General features: G+C 55.7%; 13 protein-coding genes and 8 pseudogenes. 13 read left to right on the top strand and 8 right to left on the bottom strand.

Annotated features, from left to right (window positions below):
• Positions 1–43: 43 nt before the first annotated feature.
• Positions 44–890: pseudogene (locus tag DV707_RS16570) on the bottom strand (transposase).
• A gap of 74 nt (positions 891–964) precedes the next feature.
• On the opposite strand from DV707_RS16570, the gene DV707_RS16565 reads away from it, so the two are divergent.
• From DV707_RS16565 to DV707_RS16540, 8 genes and pseudogenes are all read left to right on the top strand, one after another.
• Entirely contained in the window at positions 965–1,996 is a 1,032-nt protein-coding gene (locus DV707_RS16565; protein ID WP_103992619.1) for a zinc-dependent alcohol dehydrogenase, read from the top strand.
• Positions 1,997–2,275: 279 nt separating this feature from the next.
• Positions 2,276–2,509 (top strand): annotated as a pseudogene (locus tag DV707_RS16560) (IS6 family transposase); the annotation flags it as partial.
• Between the two features lie 219 nt (positions 2,510–2,728).
• Positions 2,729–3,010 carry a hypothetical protein gene (locus DV707_RS19075; RefSeq protein WP_235010826.1) on the top strand — a complete coding sequence of 94 codons (282 nt, stop codon included), beginning with the start codon at positions 2,729–2,731 and terminating at the stop codon, positions 3,008–3,010.
• Positions 2,932–3,887, top strand: a pseudogene (locus DV707_RS16555) (cation:proton antiporter). The gene DV707_RS19075 and the pseudogene DV707_RS16555 overlap by 79 nt, the downstream one beginning before the upstream one ends.
• Before the next feature lie 196 nt (positions 3,888–4,083).
• A complete protein-coding gene (locus tag DV707_RS18520; protein WP_160113956.1) occupies positions 4,084–4,254 on the top strand; it encodes a hypothetical protein in 171 nt (56 codons plus the stop codon).
• A 91-nt stretch (positions 4,255–4,345) separates the two neighbouring features.
• A pseudogene (locus tag DV707_RS19070) lies at positions 4,346–4,530 on the top strand (IS6 family transposase); the annotation flags it as partial.
• Between the two features lie 91 nt (positions 4,531–4,621).
• A complete protein-coding gene (locus DV707_RS16545; protein ID WP_103992621.1) occupies positions 4,622–5,380 on the top strand; it encodes an IclR family transcriptional regulator in 759 nt (252 codons plus the stop codon).
• A gap of 102 nt (positions 5,381–5,482) precedes the next feature.
• Positions 5,483–5,749 (top strand): annotated as a pseudogene (locus DV707_RS16540) (hypothetical protein); the annotation flags it as partial.
• Positions 5,750–5,920: 171 nt separating this feature from the next.
• On the opposite strand, the pseudogene DV707_RS16535 reads toward DV707_RS16540, so the two are convergent.
• Positions 5,921–6,650, bottom strand: a pseudogene (locus DV707_RS16535) (IS6 family transposase).
• A 308-nt stretch (positions 6,651–6,958) separates the two neighbouring features.
• Here DV707_RS16535 and DV707_RS16530 point away from each other — a divergent pair.
• The 3 genes and pseudogenes from DV707_RS16530 to DV707_RS16520 form a co-directional block, all read left to right on the top strand.
• Positions 6,959–7,279: pseudogene (locus DV707_RS16530) on the top strand (PadR family transcriptional regulator); the annotation flags it as partial.
• Between the two features lie 66 nt (positions 7,280–7,345).
• The gene (locus DV707_RS16525) at positions 7,346–7,597 is read left to right on the top strand and encodes an AbrB/MazE/SpoVT family DNA-binding domain-containing protein (protein ID WP_103992622.1); all 252 of its coding nucleotides are present in this window, start codon (positions 7,346–7,348) and stop codon (positions 7,595–7,597) included.
• Positions 7,598–8,032 carry a PIN domain-containing protein gene (locus tag DV707_RS16520; RefSeq protein WP_103992623.1) on the top strand — a complete coding sequence of 145 codons (435 nt, stop codon included), beginning with the start codon at positions 7,598–7,600 and terminating at the stop codon, positions 8,030–8,032.
• 35 nt (positions 8,033–8,067) lie between these two features.
• On the opposite strand, the pseudogene DV707_RS16515 reads toward DV707_RS16520, so the two are convergent.
• Positions 8,068–8,991 (bottom strand): annotated as a pseudogene (locus DV707_RS16515) (transcriptional regulator TrmB).
• A 138-nt stretch (positions 8,992–9,129) separates the two neighbouring features.
• Here DV707_RS16515 and DV707_RS16510 point away from each other — a divergent pair.
• A complete protein-coding gene (locus DV707_RS16510; RefSeq protein WP_103992624.1) occupies positions 9,130–9,453 on the top strand; it encodes a hypothetical protein in 324 nt (107 codons plus the stop codon).
• Between the two features lie 358 nt (positions 9,454–9,811).
• Here the strand turns inward: DV707_RS16510 and DV707_RS16505 are convergent, their stop codons facing one another.
• Entirely contained in the window at positions 9,812–11,269 is a 1,458-nt protein-coding gene (locus DV707_RS16505; protein ID WP_103992728.1) for an orc1/cdc6 family replication initiation protein, read from the bottom strand.
• Positions 11,270–12,097: 828 nt separating this feature from the next.
• On the opposite strand from DV707_RS16505, the gene DV707_RS16500 reads away from it, so the two are divergent.
• Positions 12,098–12,949: a hypothetical protein gene (locus DV707_RS16500; RefSeq protein ID WP_136361915.1), complete on the top strand. Its 852-nt coding sequence runs from the start codon at positions 12,098–12,100 to the stop codon at positions 12,947–12,949.
• Between the two features lie 30 nt (positions 12,950–12,979).
• Here DV707_RS16500 and DV707_RS16495 read toward each other — a convergent pair whose 3' ends face one another.
• From DV707_RS16495 to merB, 4 genes are all read right to left on the bottom strand, one after another.
• Entirely contained in the window at positions 12,980–13,357 is a 378-nt protein-coding gene (locus DV707_RS16495; RefSeq protein ID WP_103992626.1) for a cupin domain-containing protein, read from the bottom strand.
• 249 nt (positions 13,358–13,606) lie between these two features.
• Complete coding sequence (locus tag DV707_RS16490) at positions 13,607–14,239, bottom strand: helix-turn-helix domain-containing protein (protein WP_103992627.1); 633 nt, start codon at positions 14,237–14,239, stop codon at positions 13,607–13,609.
• 143 nt (positions 14,240–14,382) lie between these two features.
• Positions 14,383–14,946 carry a class I SAM-dependent methyltransferase gene (locus DV707_RS16485; RefSeq protein ID WP_103992628.1) on the bottom strand — a complete coding sequence of 188 codons (564 nt, stop codon included), beginning with the start codon at positions 14,944–14,946 and terminating at the stop codon, positions 14,383–14,385.
• Positions 14,947–15,080: 134 nt separating this feature from the next.
• Complete coding sequence (gene merB / locus DV707_RS16480) at positions 15,081–15,848, bottom strand: organomercurial lyase (protein ID WP_200820935.1); 768 nt, start codon at positions 15,846–15,848, stop codon at positions 15,081–15,083.
• Between the last annotated feature and the right edge of the window lie 83 nt (positions 15,849–15,931).

The following is a 15,931-nucleotide window of genomic DNA, read 5'->3' as shown; positions in this document are numbered from 1 at the left end:
AAATGTTTTGTATAATCCATTGAATCAGCGGACAGCGTAGGGATCACTGTTTGAGTGCTTGTTCGAGGTTGTAGACTGTGGTGGTGAGAACGAGTTCTCTAAATTCACCGTAAAACGCGCTCGGCCTGACAGCGGAGCCAAATCGGCGCTGAATGACCGAGACGGCATTTTCGAGCGTCCAGCGTTGTCCCTAGAGTTCGCTGACCAACCGTCCGTTATGCGCGTGATCGTAAGTGGGGGAACAGCCGGTGTTTGATGAGTGGTCGGACGCTCTCCGAGCGGAGAGCATCCCTCAACGACTGGTCACCGTAGCCCTTGTCAGCCGCGAAACTTTCGATTCCCTCGAAATTGTTAAGTGCGACTCGACGGCCACTCCGGTTGTCGTGACGCCAGTATGCCGAACAGTGTCAATCCAAAACGACACACGACCCCGCATCGACTAACGCCGTCGTTTTCAGCGGGCGTATGTGGCGATTCGAGCGATCTCGGTAATGGCTGGATGCCGCTTGACGGTCAAAGAAGGTGTCATCCAGGGCGCTCTGCTCCCCAGGATCGCAGGTGGTCGCTGACCGGTGGAGCAGTTGGCGCCAGATGCGGGTGGGTACCCGCTGGAGCGCCCGCCACAGCGTCGCGAGTCCCGGAAATTCGGTCCTGGCCAACTGCAAGACGGCGCGTACTCGGTTCATCTCGCTGGCCCAATCGACGATTTCCGCGTAGCTCGCGTCCATATGAACGCGAAGAAAATGCAGCGTCAGGTGCTTCCAGTCGGCAAATCCGTGGCCAGCCGGGTCACTCACCACCGCCGTGGGGCTGGCGGCACAGCGCTTTTGAGCGAGCGACGCTCTCCTGCCGCCGTCTTCGGGTTCAATAGAGCAAACACGACGAAATATCTAAACAAAACCTTTTTATTGATAACCGTGTATCCTTGATTACTTGGGGAGCCGTAGGTTCTCCTTGATAAAAAATGAAAGCAATTATTCAAACCGGACCGCGCTCCGTTGAGACACGAGAACAAAAAATTCCCTCAATCGAATCCAACGAAGTGCTTGTAAAGGTCCACACCGCCGGTCTTTGTGGGAGTGACGCCCACGCATACAAATACGATGACGGATACGAGTGGATCCCTATCCCGCGAATTATGGGCCACGAGTATTCAGGTGAAATAGTTACTGTGGGGGACGACGTTAATGGATTCATCGAAGGGGATAAAATAGTTGAGGAACCGATTCACGAGTGTGGGCGGTGCTTCCAGTGTAAAAATGATCAAGAGAATGTCTGTCAGAATTTTTCAATAACTGGCCTCCATCGGGATGGTGCATACGCAGAATACGTCGCCGTCACTCCAGAACACCTCCACGCCGTTCCCGACAGCGTCTCGCTGCAACATGCTGCTATCACCGAACCGACGAGCATCGCAACACGGGCGGTCTTCGAGCAGTCCGTCACCACACCAGGAGACCACGTTCTCGTAGAAGGTCCGGGTCCGATCGGAACCCTCATCGCGGCCGTCGTCAACTCGCTTGGTGCCAATGTCGTCGTTTCGGGACTTGAACAGGACGCTGCCTACCGACTGCCGCTGTTGAACGACCTAGGTATCGAGACAGTGAATATGGCGGCCGAGAGTCTTGAGGAGCGAACCGACGAACTGACCGATGGAATCGGGTTCGACATCGTATTTGACGCGACAGGACACCACTCCGGTGCTGGCATAGCGCTCGAAAAGGTTCGAAAAGGAGGGCAGATTGTCGTCGTAGGCATTCCTAACGAGGAGAGCGAGATCACGCTCACGTCTGGTGTTCGTGGCGAGATTGATATTAACACCTCGTACGGATCGACTTGGTCGAACTTCGAACAGGCACTCCGACTAATGGAACGTGGCGAGATTGCGGTCGATACAATCCTCGACACTTCTTTCAGTACGGATGAGCCGACCCGAGCGTTCGAGGCGTTCCTCAATTCTGAGTCCTGCAAGCCCATATTCCAGTTCGGGGCCTGAGCGTAACGAATGCGGCTAAACGGTCAATAGTCCGTACTTGTAATCTCGGAACCCACTTTTGTATTCATCGAGTTCTGGGAATTATTCGTGTTAAATACTAAAACTCTCGATGACAAGGGTGTCAAAGTTAGTGTACAGTGAATTTACGGTAATCTTCGAGATGAGCCTAAATCGCGATACAGCGAGAGGTAGAATGTAGAGTTACAGTAATTTTACCGTAAATTAGGGTCGTGGTTAGTTACGGATGAAGAGTGAGGCGGTGTGCTTTTGTGGTACTCTATGCCAGAAATCGCCCGCCTCACCGGATGTACGGACTGGATTGATTTGGATTTTGTGGAGCGACAGCGGATGCCCGAGCGTGCGATGAAGTTCGGTATCCTCGAAGAACTTGGTGTCGAACGATCTCGAAAAGCAATCTACGATTGGGTGCAGAAGGCTGACCTACAGCCCCCAGAAAGTCGAACTCCGAATCACATTGCGGTTGACGAAACCGTGATTCGAACCAATAATCAGGCTCTGTTGAAATCCTCAATTGGTAATATGTTCTCGGCGTCCTGCTGGATGTACAGCGCGTATCTCGCGCGTGAGTACCCCAATTTCGCTGAGGCTGGGATCGTTCGATTCAGAGCGTGTATGGAACGGCGGAACAGTCGCTACACTCGTGCGTTTTGTTAGTCAAAGTTCTCACCTTGGGAGCAAGAAACAAGCATATTCGAGCGCATCTCGTTGCTGATGGTGGATATACTGCTAGTGGTCGGCGTGACGTTGTTGGTCGCGTTTGTCTTCGGCGAGGCCCTCGAACGGGTGGGTGAACCTGCTCTCGTCGGTGAGATCATCGCAGGACTGGTTCTCGGGCCGTCTATCATTGGTCTCATTGACTACGATGAGACATTCGCCGTGTTCGGGATGATCGGCGCAATGCTTTTTTTTTCGATATCGGCTACGAACACCTCGACCTCACAGAACTCCTGTCAGTTGGTTCTGCCGCCATCAGTATCGCGCTATTTGGAATGATAATACCCGCAGGCACCGGCCTCGTACTCGGCCTCGCGTTCGACTATAGCGTCGCCGAGAGTGCTTTTCTGGCACTCGCGCTCTCGGTGACTTCTATCGCCGTAACCGCTCGAACGTTACTTGACCTACACCAGCTCGATTCGCGTGTCGGGCGTCGTGTTGTCGGGGCCGCGATCGTGGACGACGTCGTAGGCCTTCTCGCGTTTGCACTGCTCTTGCTCGCAGTCTCCGGGGACGGTACCATCGAGGCCGTGGCGACTCTTGGACAAGTGATTGGGTTCTTTGCCCTGGCGGTGATCGCTCGGTTCACCGTTATCCAACAACTCTCGTCACTGCTGGCGCGCTCACGACAGATAGAAGCAGACATACTGGCCCTCTTTAGTGTGATCTTCCTCGTTAGTTTCAGCGCGGAGGCGGTCGGTCTCGATGTTACTCTCGGAGCGCTCATTATTGGGCTGCTTGTGGGTGAAGATGAGCGTCTCTCGCGGTTGGAAGTTCGTGAGGGTATCGCCGGTATCGCGTACGGGATGTTTATTCCGCTTTTTTCGCAGGCGTGGGAGCACAAATCGATCTCCGTGTCCTGACCACTCTTGACGCATTCGTCATCGCCGTCGTTACATTCGGTCTAACAGCGAAGTTTGTCGGCGGGTTCGTCGGCAACCTGATTGCGGGCGGAGATATCCGCGAGTCCGCCGCGATCGGCGTCGGTATGACTCCGAAGACGGGAGTCGGACTGGCGATCATCAGCACCGCTCTCGCAGCGGGATTCATCTCAGGACGGCTGTTCTCGGCCTTCGTAGCGCTCGTACTGGTGTCCGTATTGATCTCGCCATCTCTTCTCCAAGCTATGTTGAGCCGAACAAACAGGCCCGACTAACGACGCTTTGAGATATGCGCGTTGTATCTCGCACGGCTGTCGAACTGCTTCTTTGGCTCTGTTGAAACCCTCAGCTGTTGATACAAACGGCGTGCTGCATACAGGGCGCATATCGGCCACTTCCAGAAGTCACAGATGTGAATTAGTTGTGCTCAATATCGACAATATTATGAAAAAGTGGAGCCTACCACCGGATATGACTCCCCTCCAAATGTTCGGAATCAACCCACTCGGTAGTTTAGTGCTGGCACTTATAGTCCCGTTCGTTATCGTCCTTTTTGGGACGTACTTAGGGGTCCTCGGGGCGCTACAGACGTTCTTCGGTGAGTCGTCGTGGCAGGACGTCTCGACCGTTGAGGAAGAGTGAGAGTGGTCAATTGACCCCGGGAGTTAGTGATAGATACACCCTCGTTATGCAGCATTACCGCTGAAACCTATCACCGATTGAGGGTTTCAACAAGGCCAATAATCAGCAATTCTGGCTGTACGCTGCCGCCGATCCCGAGACAAACGAGTTGCTTCATTGCGGCTGTTTTCCACAACAATGACCGCAGTAACCAAGACGTTTCTCTGAGAACCTCGCCAGAAACACAACGCCGAATCCACCGTTTTTATGCTCGATAGCGCTCAACACCTCCAAACTAAACACGACCTAAATTAGAACGCTAAGGTTGACACCCCTTCCGGTAGTAGCGGAAATGCTTATATACATATTGTAATATATATTTAGTAGGATGTCATCGACAATCCCCGTGAAGGCGGCCAAAAACTCGATGAAGATCGTTGAAGCACTCAGGGAACTCAACGGAGCTGGAGTCTCCGAGGTGGCGCAACACGTGTCTATGCCCACCAGTACGGTTTATGATCATCTCCAGACACTCACGCAAGAGGAATATCTGATAAAAGAAAATAACCAGTACTATATTGGGGCTCGGTTTCTCCAATTAGGCGATTATGCCCGTTCGCGGCGCAAGTTGTTCACGATCGCTCAGCCGGAAATTGACAAGCTAGCCCAGAAAACTGGCGGGCACGCAAACCTGATGATCGAAGAACACAACATCGGGGTATTCATATACACGGCCCAGGGACCAGAAGCAGTCCGCCTAGATACGCACGCCGGGATGCGTGTCCCGTTACACACGACGGCGCTTGGAAAAGCAATTATGGCCTATCTTCCCCGAGATGAAGTAGAGGAGATCATCGACTGTCGAGGTCTTACCAAAGTCACCGAGAACACTATCACAGGCCGTGAACGACTATTTGAGGAATTCCAAGCGATACGGGAACGGGGATTCGCGACCGATGACGAGGAACGAGTCGAAGGAATGCGCTGTATCGCAGTCCCGATTACGAATGAAGCGGGGCGAGCGATGGCAGCGGTTAGCATTTCAGGGCTCAAACGACGGATGAAAGGCGACAAATTCACCGAAGAGATTCCTGAACAAGTACTCCAAAGTGCGAACGCCATTGAGGTCAACTTGACATATTCCTAACTCCGTCGTCATATGAGACAACTACGTTACAATCTGTGGAAACACTCGGTATCATAGATCAATTTACAGTCTACTTACGCTAGCCCGTGAAGAGGGGGCAGTCCATTTATCAAGCATCGAGAGTTCTCGTCACTCCACAAGGCGTGGAATGCTCGGCTAGACGCCGACCTCTACGGTCAACGTAGTCAAAACGAGACGGTAAACTCCGGCCTCAAACGAAAGTACGGGGCGTTCATCTGCTCACGGAAGTGTTGGAAGCGGTGTCGTGAGATGACCCTCGTCTGTCTGGTTCACAACCTCGACAAGGCCCTCGCATCATCGAGCGACTATCGGGGTGTGACTACCGAACCGCGCAGAAGGCTCATATAAGGCGGCGATAATGACTAAACAGCGACCGAAGACACGCTTCAACTGTGGAAGACACTCATCAATATGATTGGATTAGGACCGATAGCTGCACTAGTGGCTGTTCTTCTCATCATATTTATTCCACTCCCAAGTCTTCCGTCATAGGCACCAATACTACCGGGGTAGCACTGTCTAGTTAACAGCTTCAGCTGGCGTTCGATTATCTAGCGTCTGATGCGGTCTTTGAAAAATATAGTAGTACGCAAACTGTGCAAGCCACTGGGCGACGGCAGACCGACTGCCGACCCACGAGTGATGAAAGCGGTCGATTCTCATTTTGAGAGTATGAAACCATTTGTCGACGAGGTTTCGGTCGACGTAGTCCAGGTGATCGCTCAACCCGACACGAAAGAGGATAGTCAGGTAGCCGTAGCCATCAACTAGGGACTCAGTGTCCGATAGATCGTGTTTCTCGATAAGGTGCTCAAGAAACTCAGTTGCTGGATCAGTTCCTCGCCGTTCGAAGAGATCAACGTCAAGCAGTAATTTTGAGTCGAGGTCTATTGCATCGTATACCCAAGACAACTTGCCGTTGACTCAGACAGCGGTCTCGTCGACAGCGATCCGCGTCGGCTTCGCCGTCACTAGAACGCTGTGCGTTCTGGTTGGCTCACGAGAGCTTTGCTCTCGGGAACGACGGCGGGTCAAAAGCGCTGTCAACCAGCCGATGTACCCACTGCCAAACCGCTTGATGTGAGCGTTCAACGCCTAATTCAGCAAGAATCGTTGTTGTCTCTCTGATTGAACATCCGGTCGCGTGAAACTGGACAGCGAACGCCCTGACGGGCGTCGCCGTCCGCTCACGCTCCCAACATTCATCTAATTCACCGTCTAAATCCTTGTTGAGCAGGTCTGCGAGCATCTCTGGACTAGATCCTCAACGACCTGCTCGTTCCTCAAACTGTGCTAACTAGACAGTGCCTACTGGGGCTAATCGTCGCATTTCTGTATTATTCTTATGAGGACGCGGAACTGGTTGTGTCGCTCATTACAGTTTGAGGTAGTGCCCGTACCTCAATAAGTGACTTTAAAAGATATGTTTGAATACGGAAATAGGTCGTCGTTGGAACAGTCAAACAGATCGTCTAGGGCCTTCGTCCGCGTGGTTCCGTTCGAAATTAATTCTCCGGTGGCCGCTCTTCGCTCGCATCCCGCTACCTTTCCCTCGTACTTCTCCAGCATCCCGAGCAGTTGTCCTCGATGTACGAGCTCGAGGAGCTCAATCCCAGTGTCAGCGATGCTACTGTCTACAAACACATCCAGAAGCTCATCGACGCCGGGATCGTCAAGGGGGTCGCTCTGGACGACGACCAGCGACGGCAGGGCTATCCCTGGAAGTTCTACGGGCTCACCGAGGAGGGGCGAGAGTTTCTGGAAGGGCACAACCTACTCGCTGCTGAGGAGACGCTCCAGCAGATCTACGATACCATTTCCGACAAGCCCGAGAAGATGGTCAAGTACGAGAACGCCCCACGTCCGGATACAGAATAAGCGTATATACTGAAAGTAGTGTGGCGGCACACTAGGCTTTTCACGGTCGGCCACATACCGGGAGGTATGAGCAGCGACAGAATTGACGCCGAAAGCAAGGTGTCTGGAAACCAAGCGAATATTCCCGCCCGGATTCGGCGGGAACTCGATATCGACGATGGTGATCAACTCCGTTGGCATCTCGAAGACGACGGGAGCATTCGGGTCCACGTCATCCAACAGCAAACGGGCACGTTCGCCGATTTTGACGGCTACGCTGGTGAGGAGACAACCGATGTGACGAGCGATCACGACGCCTGGGGCGTCGACATCGAGTAAATGCCTCGTGCACTCATCGATACGACAGCCCTTTTTGCCGCCGCATACCGGCGGGATGGATCCCACGATGCCGCGCTTCCCGTGCTCCAGGGCATCGACAATGGAACGCTCCCGGAGGCAGTCGTCCTCAACTACGTGCTCGCAGAAACGCTCAACGACCTCACGACCCACGCCGGCCACGACGCAGCCGTCGATCTCCTCGATCGCATCGAGGAAAACGCCCGCTTCCACATCGACTCACTCACCACTGACGCCCTCGCGACAGGAAAGGCCCTCTTTCGCCAACACGAACCCCTCTCCTTCGTCGATGCCTGCATTGTCGCGTATATGCAAACCGAGGGGCTCGGCTACCTGTATGCGTTTGACGACGATTTTGACGCCGTCGAGGATGTCTATCGGCTCGATACAGCGACGAATCCCTATGACCCGAACTGACGCTGGCGGACAACGGCTGGCGACGACGTTCGGTCTCAGGATAGTCGTACCTCGTAGCCAGCCGCCAGCTCCTGAAACTCGTCCCACTCCGGGAGCCGGTCGTCGCCGACATCTCCGTGCGTCTCGAGGTAGCGGAGCAAGGCGTCGATTTCGGCTTCGAGGCCATACTTCCCCGCTCGCTCACGGAGATCCGCCTCGTCGACGTCGACGTGGCTGAGCAGGAGGAGACAGTACGAGCGGTGGCGGCTGCCGTCGTCGATGAGCAGCGTGTGACAGCAGAACACCGCCGGCGAGAGTGCGTCAAGTTCCTCAGAGTAGAAGTAGTAACAGTGTCCGGTAAGCAGGAACTGGAGGTCGAAGGCCGCGAACAGCGCGAGGCCGGTTTCGTGGAATTCCTGGCGTCGATCTCCGTCTCGGCCTGCGCGAGGAATTCGTCGTAGTCCTCCCAGAGAATCGTGCCCTTCGGGGGCAACGGCTTCAAGGCGGTGGCGATGAAGATGGTGTGCGAGTTCACGGGCGAACGCTTGGAAGCGGTCGAAGTCGGCGTTGAACTTGTAGTGGCCGTCGTCCGTCCCGACGAGCCCACGGTCGCGAAAACGCTTGAGGACGCGGTTGACCGTATTGCGGTAGTTGTCGCTCCGGTCGGCGATCTCGGAGATGGTTCGCGGCTGGTCGAGGTAGTACAGTACCTCGAGTGCCTTGCCGGTCAGCAGCTCGGGGAAGTCAATGTGGGAGTGCTGGCGGACGAGATCCTGGTAAAATTCGACGGCGCGAGCATCCGACGGGACGACTCGTTTTCGGCGGCCGTCACGTTCCGTGTACACGAGCCCCTTCTCGACGAGGTCAGCGATGGCACGGTAGAGGTAGCTCTCGCTGTGATCGAGTTTCGTCGCGAGCTCGGAGATCGTGTCGCCGCGGTCGACCGTGGCGAGGACCCCGAATACGATACCCCGGAGCACGGTGTAACATAGTACGAAACTTGTATATAGAGAAGTTTCGAGTAGGGTTACAGACAGCAGGCACGGAAGTCGTCTCCATCGTCTTAACCAACAAGGCTAAGGATTAGCGGATTATGTTGGTTAACACGAAAGCAGCTGATGTCCTACGAACCCCCGATCCCACCGGCGAACCTCCCGACAGAGATAGTCAACGCGCTCAATGAAGCCACACCGGAGCATCTTCGGGACGTTGCCAGCTACGCCGAGGCGTTGGCCGAACACGAAGATCGGGAAGCTCGTCTCGAGGAGGAGGTGGATGACGCCGACGTGGAGGAGCGCCCCGATGACCTCCCGGACGACGTCCCGGCGAAGGCCACGATCACGATCAAGGAGATTAACGACAACCGCTACTACTACTGGCAGTGGCGGGAAGGCGACACAGTGACGTCAAAATATAAAGGGCCGGTCAACCCAGACGAGTAGCCCCTGTAACACATCAATAAAGGTGTGTATCGTCGATGCAGTGGAGGAAACACATCGATAGAGGTGTGTGATCAGTATATACCTGTAGATCAGCTTAAACAACAAGTCACGCGTGCAGACACTACAGAAAAATCAGAGATAGAGATATGAGACCTCTGTGATTTTCAGCTATTTCAGCGTCTATCCCGGCAAAATACAGATCGATAGAGGTGTGTGGAGTTAGCTGACCTGAAATCATCGCCTCAATCACAATTCAGGAAGGAGAGACCCTTATCAGAGTGTATGTGGATCTCTCCCGGATACACATCGATAGAGGGGAGGGCACGACAAGTCCACCATCAAAAAGTGTGAATCCCAGTCAGGTTTCGTTTCGCAGTTGTGCTCTCACAACCGACGTCACTTCGTCGTCGGAGACCATTTTGAGCCGGGAATCCTCACGTAGCGTGTCCAAAATCGTCTCCGGACGTTCACCGAACTGGAACTCGAGGAACATCCCCGAGCTCGGCCCGTGGCTCCGGCGCTCGAAATCGACCAAGGAGTACGTCGTCAGCTCTTTCATCTTGTTGACGTACGACTCCTGTTGGTACTGGTCTGCATCGATCGAGTCGGTCAGATACTGATATACTCGATATCCGGACGTGCTCCGCGCAGTGCCGTCTTTCGTTTCGGACGCAACAGCCGCCGTCGCGTACAAACAGAGTTTCTTTTGTGTGCTAATCCCACGGACAACCTCGAGAACGCGGTTCTTTTCGACTTTATCTTGGGCCTGTCGGACGTGTTCTTCGCGAACACGATCGTCGCCTTCCCGCTCAGCGAGTTCACCGGCGACACGCATCAAGTCGATCGCTTTCCGTGCGTCACCGTGGGTTTGTGCAGCGAACGCCGCTGCCAGCGGGATGACGTCATCTTCGACGACACCGTCGTGGAAGGCATCCTGGCGGCGGCGGAGGATGGCCTGAAGTTGGTTCGCATCGTAGTCATCGAAATGGACATCTTCAGGCGTGAACGAGCTTAGTGCACGACTGCCGACGGACTCCATCATCTTTGTGTCGTTCGAAATCGCAACCACAGAGAGATACGCAGTCAGGTCGTCAGCGGCACCGGCTCGGGAGAGCTGGTAGAGCAGCCGGGAGAACGCAGGCTCCTGTTTGTCCCGGCGGCCAACGAGCATATCCAGTTCGTCAAGGACGAACACGACGGAATCGAAGTTCTCGTTGACGATGCGGTAGAGTTCGTCCCACTTCTCTTTCGTTGCGACCCCGTGTTTCGGAACTTCGACGTCGACCCCGGCTTCGTCTGCGGCTTGCTGTGCGAGTTCATAGACCGCGACGCCGAGCGTATCGAGATCCTGGCAGTTGACTTCGATCGTACCAAACTTGATATCTCGTGAGTCACAGATGCGACTAATGTTTTTGCAGACGGCTTTCGTAATGAGCGACTTCCCCGTCCCGGAGGGACCGTACAGAAACAGGTTTGGGGGACGGTTGTCGCCGAGTGCAACGCGAAGCATTTTCGTGACTTCCTGAAGTTGTTCGTCGCGACCGACAATGCGGTCCTCCGAAACGATGTAGTTTGGGTCGAGGAGTGACCGATCACGGATGAGGCCATCCTGCTCGTCGAACTCAAGAAGCATCTCCTCGATGGATTGTGACTCCGTCGTCTGGTCAAAATCGGCAGATTGGCGAGATGACGATTGCTCTGTCGATTGCGAAGGCACAGTTTCTGAGGAGTTAGATACGAGATCCGCGTCCGTCGTGGTCTCATTTTCCGATGGGTCCGAGTCTGGCGTGGAGCCATCAGAATCGTGAGTCCTCATAGTGACGACCATACAACCGGAGGACAAAAATGTTCCCCCACCCTTATCGAAGTGTATTTTGTTGGTACAGGTGGTTAAATCGGGTCTTTCAGTAGTAAAGAGAGACATTTGATCTGATTTTCTGAAACGGACAACGAAGTGTTCACTGCTGAGCAGGGTGCAGCAAGAGACACACCCCTCTATCGATGTGTTCGATGGATACCCAAGGGGGGTTGCTTTCGGATTATAACGGATCCTCGATCGAGGTGAAATACACGCGTTCTAGCCGACGATACGATAATTAAGAATCACGCGGATACAACCGTCTATGGGGTAATTCGGGATCTTTTCTTCTTATTCTTCTCTTTCTATATACAAACACACACACACACACCTCTATCGATGTGTTCGATGTGTTCAGTCGATATCCGTTATGCCCCAACACCGCAGCGTATTCGTCTATGTGGAATCGGCTCCTCTCACACTAAACCATTATTTCTCACCGTATTTTCGACTTTCCTGACTCCTCCGCCTGAGCCTCCTTTATGCATTTATTCATAGGGTTCTCGTTTCCTCTGAACACATCGATAGAGGGGTGTCTGTCCGTTCAAGATACCTGCCGTCCCGCTCGTATCCGATGGCCTTCGCGATCAAAGGGGGTTGCACTAACTGTCGCTGAACACATCGATAGAGGTGTGTCTCTCTATTCTGCTGGAGATCATCAGCGAACGACAGGTGCGAGCAGCCTCGCAGTTTGATCTCGAGGACGACAGCAACTACACGTACAGACAGGGTACGTCCTGGTTTGACGGCAGAAAGCATTTACACGAATGGGTGAATGCCTGTGTGATGCCCTCCAGGCGAGCGTATATTACGACACTCGCGGCCACCGGGCTCGCTGGCTGTCTCGGTCACTCGCCCGACTCGACGACTGCGTCGACAACCGAAACGGGGACAACAGCATCCAGTACGACCTCACGTCCTGCGGTGACCATCGAGGCGGCGACCGTCCAGTACGCCTATCGGCATATCCAGAACGTGGATTGGAACGCGATCCGAACCGCAGATGGGCAGTTCGTGTTCGTCACTGTGGACGCCCGCGACGCGGACCCGACCCCCGGGCGGGATACATTCACACTCGTCACTACTGGCGAAACCTTCGACCCGGTCGCGATCGAGCACAACTACCCGGTCGGCCTCGATGTCTCTGGAGAACCGTATCGCCCCGACCAACAGGATGGCGACCCACAGGGATGGGTACTGTTCGATGTGCCGGCGCACCTCGACACAGCCCCATCACTGCGGCTAGAACGCGATACTGACTCGTGGGAATGGGAGCTCAACACCGAGAAGGCAACGGCACCGCCGCCCGCGTGGGAGTGGACTGTGAGCGCCCCCGAGACGGTCGCGCCCAACGAGACCTTCGACATTACGGTGTCTGCCGAGAACGTCGGCGACGGCCCCGGAACGTTCCGTGGCGCGGTGAACTTCTCGTATCCGCTGTACCGGCCGAAGGGGTTCGACATCGTGCTCGATCTTGGCGAATCCGGCGACGCCACAGTTTCGGCGAGTAGTGACGACGCGGATCCGGGACAGGAACTGGAGTATGGCGTCCGGACGCCGACGGAGAAATCAAGTGTGACCGTCACCGTCGTATCTGAGTCATCCTCGACCGCGACTTCGACTGAGAGTACGAGCTGATACTTTCACTCGGACAGTCAGTGCTGGGACTTACTCACGGATGGTGATCTGATCGGCTCCCTTCGGCACGACACAGAGAAACGACCCGCGGTCGTCGCTGTCGTTTCGATACCAGTGTTCGACACCCGCTGGGATCAGAAGTGAATCACCTGCCGAAACGGTGTGGATCTCCTCGTCGATTCCGATCTGGTATTCGCCCTCGATGACGAACTGTTCGTGTTCGACCTCGTTGGTGTGTCGGGGGACGCGTGCCCCTGGCTCGAGGATGAACCGTCGCATATTGAAATTCGGCGTCCCATCCTCATCACCCAGCAAGACGCCTTTCTGGAGACCTTCGGCCAACTCGACGGTGTCGTAGGTGATCTCCGAGGCTCGGCGGATGGTTGGTGTGGGATTTGTGGCTGTCATTATTCGTGTATTCGCGGGCGAGGCCTTGGGTTTGTTTACAGAGCGTGGTTCTCGTCTGTTCTGACTTGATTCTAACCAACACTGCGATTCTTCCAGGGAAGTGTTGGTTAAAAATTCTGTACAGTGGGCCGAAAAGCGTTTGATGCCACAAGCGTCCGTACTGGGCGATCACAGACGATTAAGACCTACTATGAGGAGCACTCTCGCTCCGCGGTGGCGACCCACTCAGCGAAAAGCGACATTGGAAACTCAAAGCAGCTGTCCTAGCAGATTCCGCTCGGCACGCTGGAGGTGTTCGTTGACCGTTGAAGAATCGAGCTCCAGCTCGGTCGCAATCTCCTTGGCAGAGACCGCCTTGGGGACTTCGTAGTAGCCCATCTCCCAGGCCGTCTGGATAACCTCGCGCTGGCGCGCGGTCAGGTCGTCCAACGGGTAGTCGGGACCGTCGTAGCCCCCGATGCGCTGGAGGGTCGGCGAGATTCCGGCATCTTCGTACTCGTTGAGTTGCCCAGAAACCGCCTTATGCGGGCCGACAAGGGACATCGTCGCTCCACGTTCGTCTACGTCGGGGTCACAGGTCCCCACGAGATCCCCGGCCGTCTCTTCGAGACTCTCCGGCAGGTCCGGCGCGGTAAAGGAGATGACGTAGACGTGCGAGTCATCGCGTTCGGCCACGTGGTTCCACTTGTTGACGTACTCGAGCTCGTCGAGCGCAGTCTCGTCACACCGCGTCTCCAGTTCGACCTGGATGACCGCTCCCCTCCCACGACAGGCCAGTTCCTCGAAGTTGCGGAGGCCTGCCTCCTGACTCAGCGAGAAGAGTTTCTCGATACCCATCTCACTGAGATCTCCGTCCGTGATGCTGACTTTCGCTTCACGCATACGTCTCCATCGAGTGACGAGTGACTACAACCTTGTGCCCAGTATACTGGGCAGTATCAGCCGAGGTATCGGGCCACGCGCAGTCGCCGACGGCTCCTGTCGTCGTCAAGCGCATCAGGTGATCGCCTGCAGTCCCTCTCGGCTCACTCTGGACGCGCCTCGATGGCAGTGATGATGCCCAGCAGGGCCGAGGATGACTCGACGACTGTCAGCGGCGACTCGACAACGACATCGAGGGGTTCCTGGTTCCAGCGACAGCTGTGCTTCTCGAAGTGGGCGTCGGCTCGCCAGTCCTGAAAGCGGGCAATGGAACCGACGCTACTGCGGCCGTGTTCTAACAGCAGAATCTGGCCGTCGGGGGCACAGACCCGCCCCATCTCCGAGAGTGCCGCAACGGGATCGGGGAACGTACACGTCGACAGCGAGGAGATGACGGTGTCGAAACTGTCGTCCTCGAAGTCGAGATTCTGTGCGTCCATCTCCCGGAGGGTTTCGCCGCGAGTCAGCCAATCGACGTTCGCCGCAGCCTGTTCGAGCATATCGACGCTGACGTCGATGCCGACGTACTCCGTGGCGTCTGGAACGTACCGAGCGTTGGTCGCCGTGCCACAGGCCACATCGAGGACGCGCCCGCGGGCCTGCTGGAAGTGTGGCTGCCGATAGCGTCGCGTCACCAGCCTGTTGAGCCACTCCATACGACCCAGCATCGCCGCCTGTTCGCGGTAGGTCTCTCGAACGTCGGCGATGGTGTGGCGGGAGTGGCCGGCGAGTAGTGACTCGTCCGTGCCGGCACCGTCAGTCGCCGTTGGTGGAGCGCCGTCGTCGTCGGTCCGTGGTTCTGTTATTGGTCTCGTGTCCGCTCGTCAGTCAGTGCTCGTGCGAACGCCGTTGCACCGGCGAGTGGCGTAGCCACAGTCGCGGCAGGGACTTCGTCGGCCCAGGCCTTGTATGCGTCGCGGTCTGGGAAGGCCTTGACGTACGGACAGACGGTAGCGTAATTGTCCTGCAGCGTCGGGTCCCCACTGGACTGTTTATGAGCGTCGGACGCGATACCCAGCGAGAACACGGCGGTCTCCGGCGTGACCGACAGTTTCTCGCTCCCGACGGCGCGGGCTTCGACGACCGCACCCCGTGGGCTGACAGTGTGGATGTCGACCGCCCGATCTTCCAGCGCGGCCAGGATGACCGCATCGTAGAAACACTGGAAGTGGAAGCGCTCGCCGTCCACGTCGCCCCAGTGGGCGGTCTCGTCGTCGGTATGACAGAGCTGGTCGACATCGATCGAACCACCACCCGTACGCTGTCGAATCTCGCGTGCCCACTCGGCAAGCGTCTCGACGGAATCCCGACCGAAGAGTCGTCCGAGCGCCGATTGCAGGTCGTCGGGAAGTGGCTGGTCCAGCAGGTCGGGGCCATCGAGCCAGTGGGTCTTGACTCGATCGCCGTTCGTCTTCTGTGCGTTGCTACTGCAGCAGGTATCGGCCGCGTCGGTTGTCGTCGAATCAGTGTTTGCGTTACACATCGCACCTGAACCAACGGGAGAACTCACCCTCGTCCTTGCTCCCAGTGACGTGGGCAGGTTTATGACCCGAATTCGTCGTGCTGCCATAGGGACCACAGACCGCCACTGTTTCTCTCCTTATCGGGGTCTCCACTATCGCTGGCAGTACTGCCATCGTTGTGGCTACACAT

Source organism: Halobellus limi (assembly GCF_004799685.1).
GTDB classification, from domain to species: Archaea; Halobacteriota; Halobacteria; order Halobacteriales; family Haloferacaceae; genus Haloquadratum; species Haloquadratum limi.
Note: the sequence above shows the minus strand (reverse complement) of the source record. Positions and strands in the feature narration are given on the sequence as shown.

Bases quoted from the DNA above. Each gene is read 5' to 3' on its own strand.
- DV707_RS16565 (WP_103992619.1), top strand. From the start codon at position 965: ATGAAAGCAATTATTCAAACCGGACCGCGCTCCGTTGAGACACGAGAA.
- DV707_RS19075 (WP_235010826.1), top strand. From the start codon at position 2,729: ATGGTGGATATACTGCTAGTGGTCGGCGTGACGTTGTTGGTCGCGTTT.
- DV707_RS18520 (WP_160113956.1), top strand. From the start codon at position 4,084: ATGACTCCCCTCCAAATGTTCGGAATCAACCCACTCGGTAGTTTAGTG.
- DV707_RS16545 (WP_103992621.1), top strand. From the start codon at position 4,622: ATGTCATCGACAATCCCCGTGAAGGCGGCCAAAAACTCGATGAAGATC.
- DV707_RS16525 (WP_103992622.1), top strand. From the start codon at position 7,346: ATGAGCAGCGACAGAATTGACGCCGAAAGCAAGGTGTCTGGAAACCAA.
- DV707_RS16520 (WP_103992623.1), top strand. From the start codon at position 7,598: ATGCCTCGTGCACTCATCGATACGACAGCCCTTTTTGCCGCCGCATAC.
- DV707_RS16510 (WP_103992624.1), top strand. From the start codon at position 9,130: ATGTCCTACGAACCCCCGATCCCACCGGCGAACCTCCCGACAGAGATA.
- DV707_RS16505 (WP_103992728.1), bottom strand. From the start codon at position 11,269: ATGAGGACTCACGATTCTGATGGCTCCACGCCAGACTCGGACCCATCG.
- DV707_RS16500 (WP_136361915.1), top strand. From the start codon at position 12,098: ATGCCCTCCAGGCGAGCGTATATTACGACACTCGCGGCCACCGGGCTC.
- DV707_RS16495 (WP_103992626.1), bottom strand. From the start codon at position 13,357: ATGACAGCCACAAATCCCACACCAACCATCCGCCGAGCCTCGGAGATC.
- DV707_RS16490 (WP_103992627.1), bottom strand. From the start codon at position 14,239: ATGCGTGAAGCGAAAGTCAGCATCACGGACGGAGATCTCAGTGAGATG.
- DV707_RS16485 (WP_103992628.1), bottom strand. From the start codon at position 14,946: ATGCTGGGTCGTATGGAGTGGCTCAACAGGCTGGTGACGCGACGCTAT.
- merB (WP_200820935.1), bottom strand. From the start codon at position 15,848: ATGGCAGCACGACGAATTCGGGTCATAAACCTGCCCACGTCACTGGGA.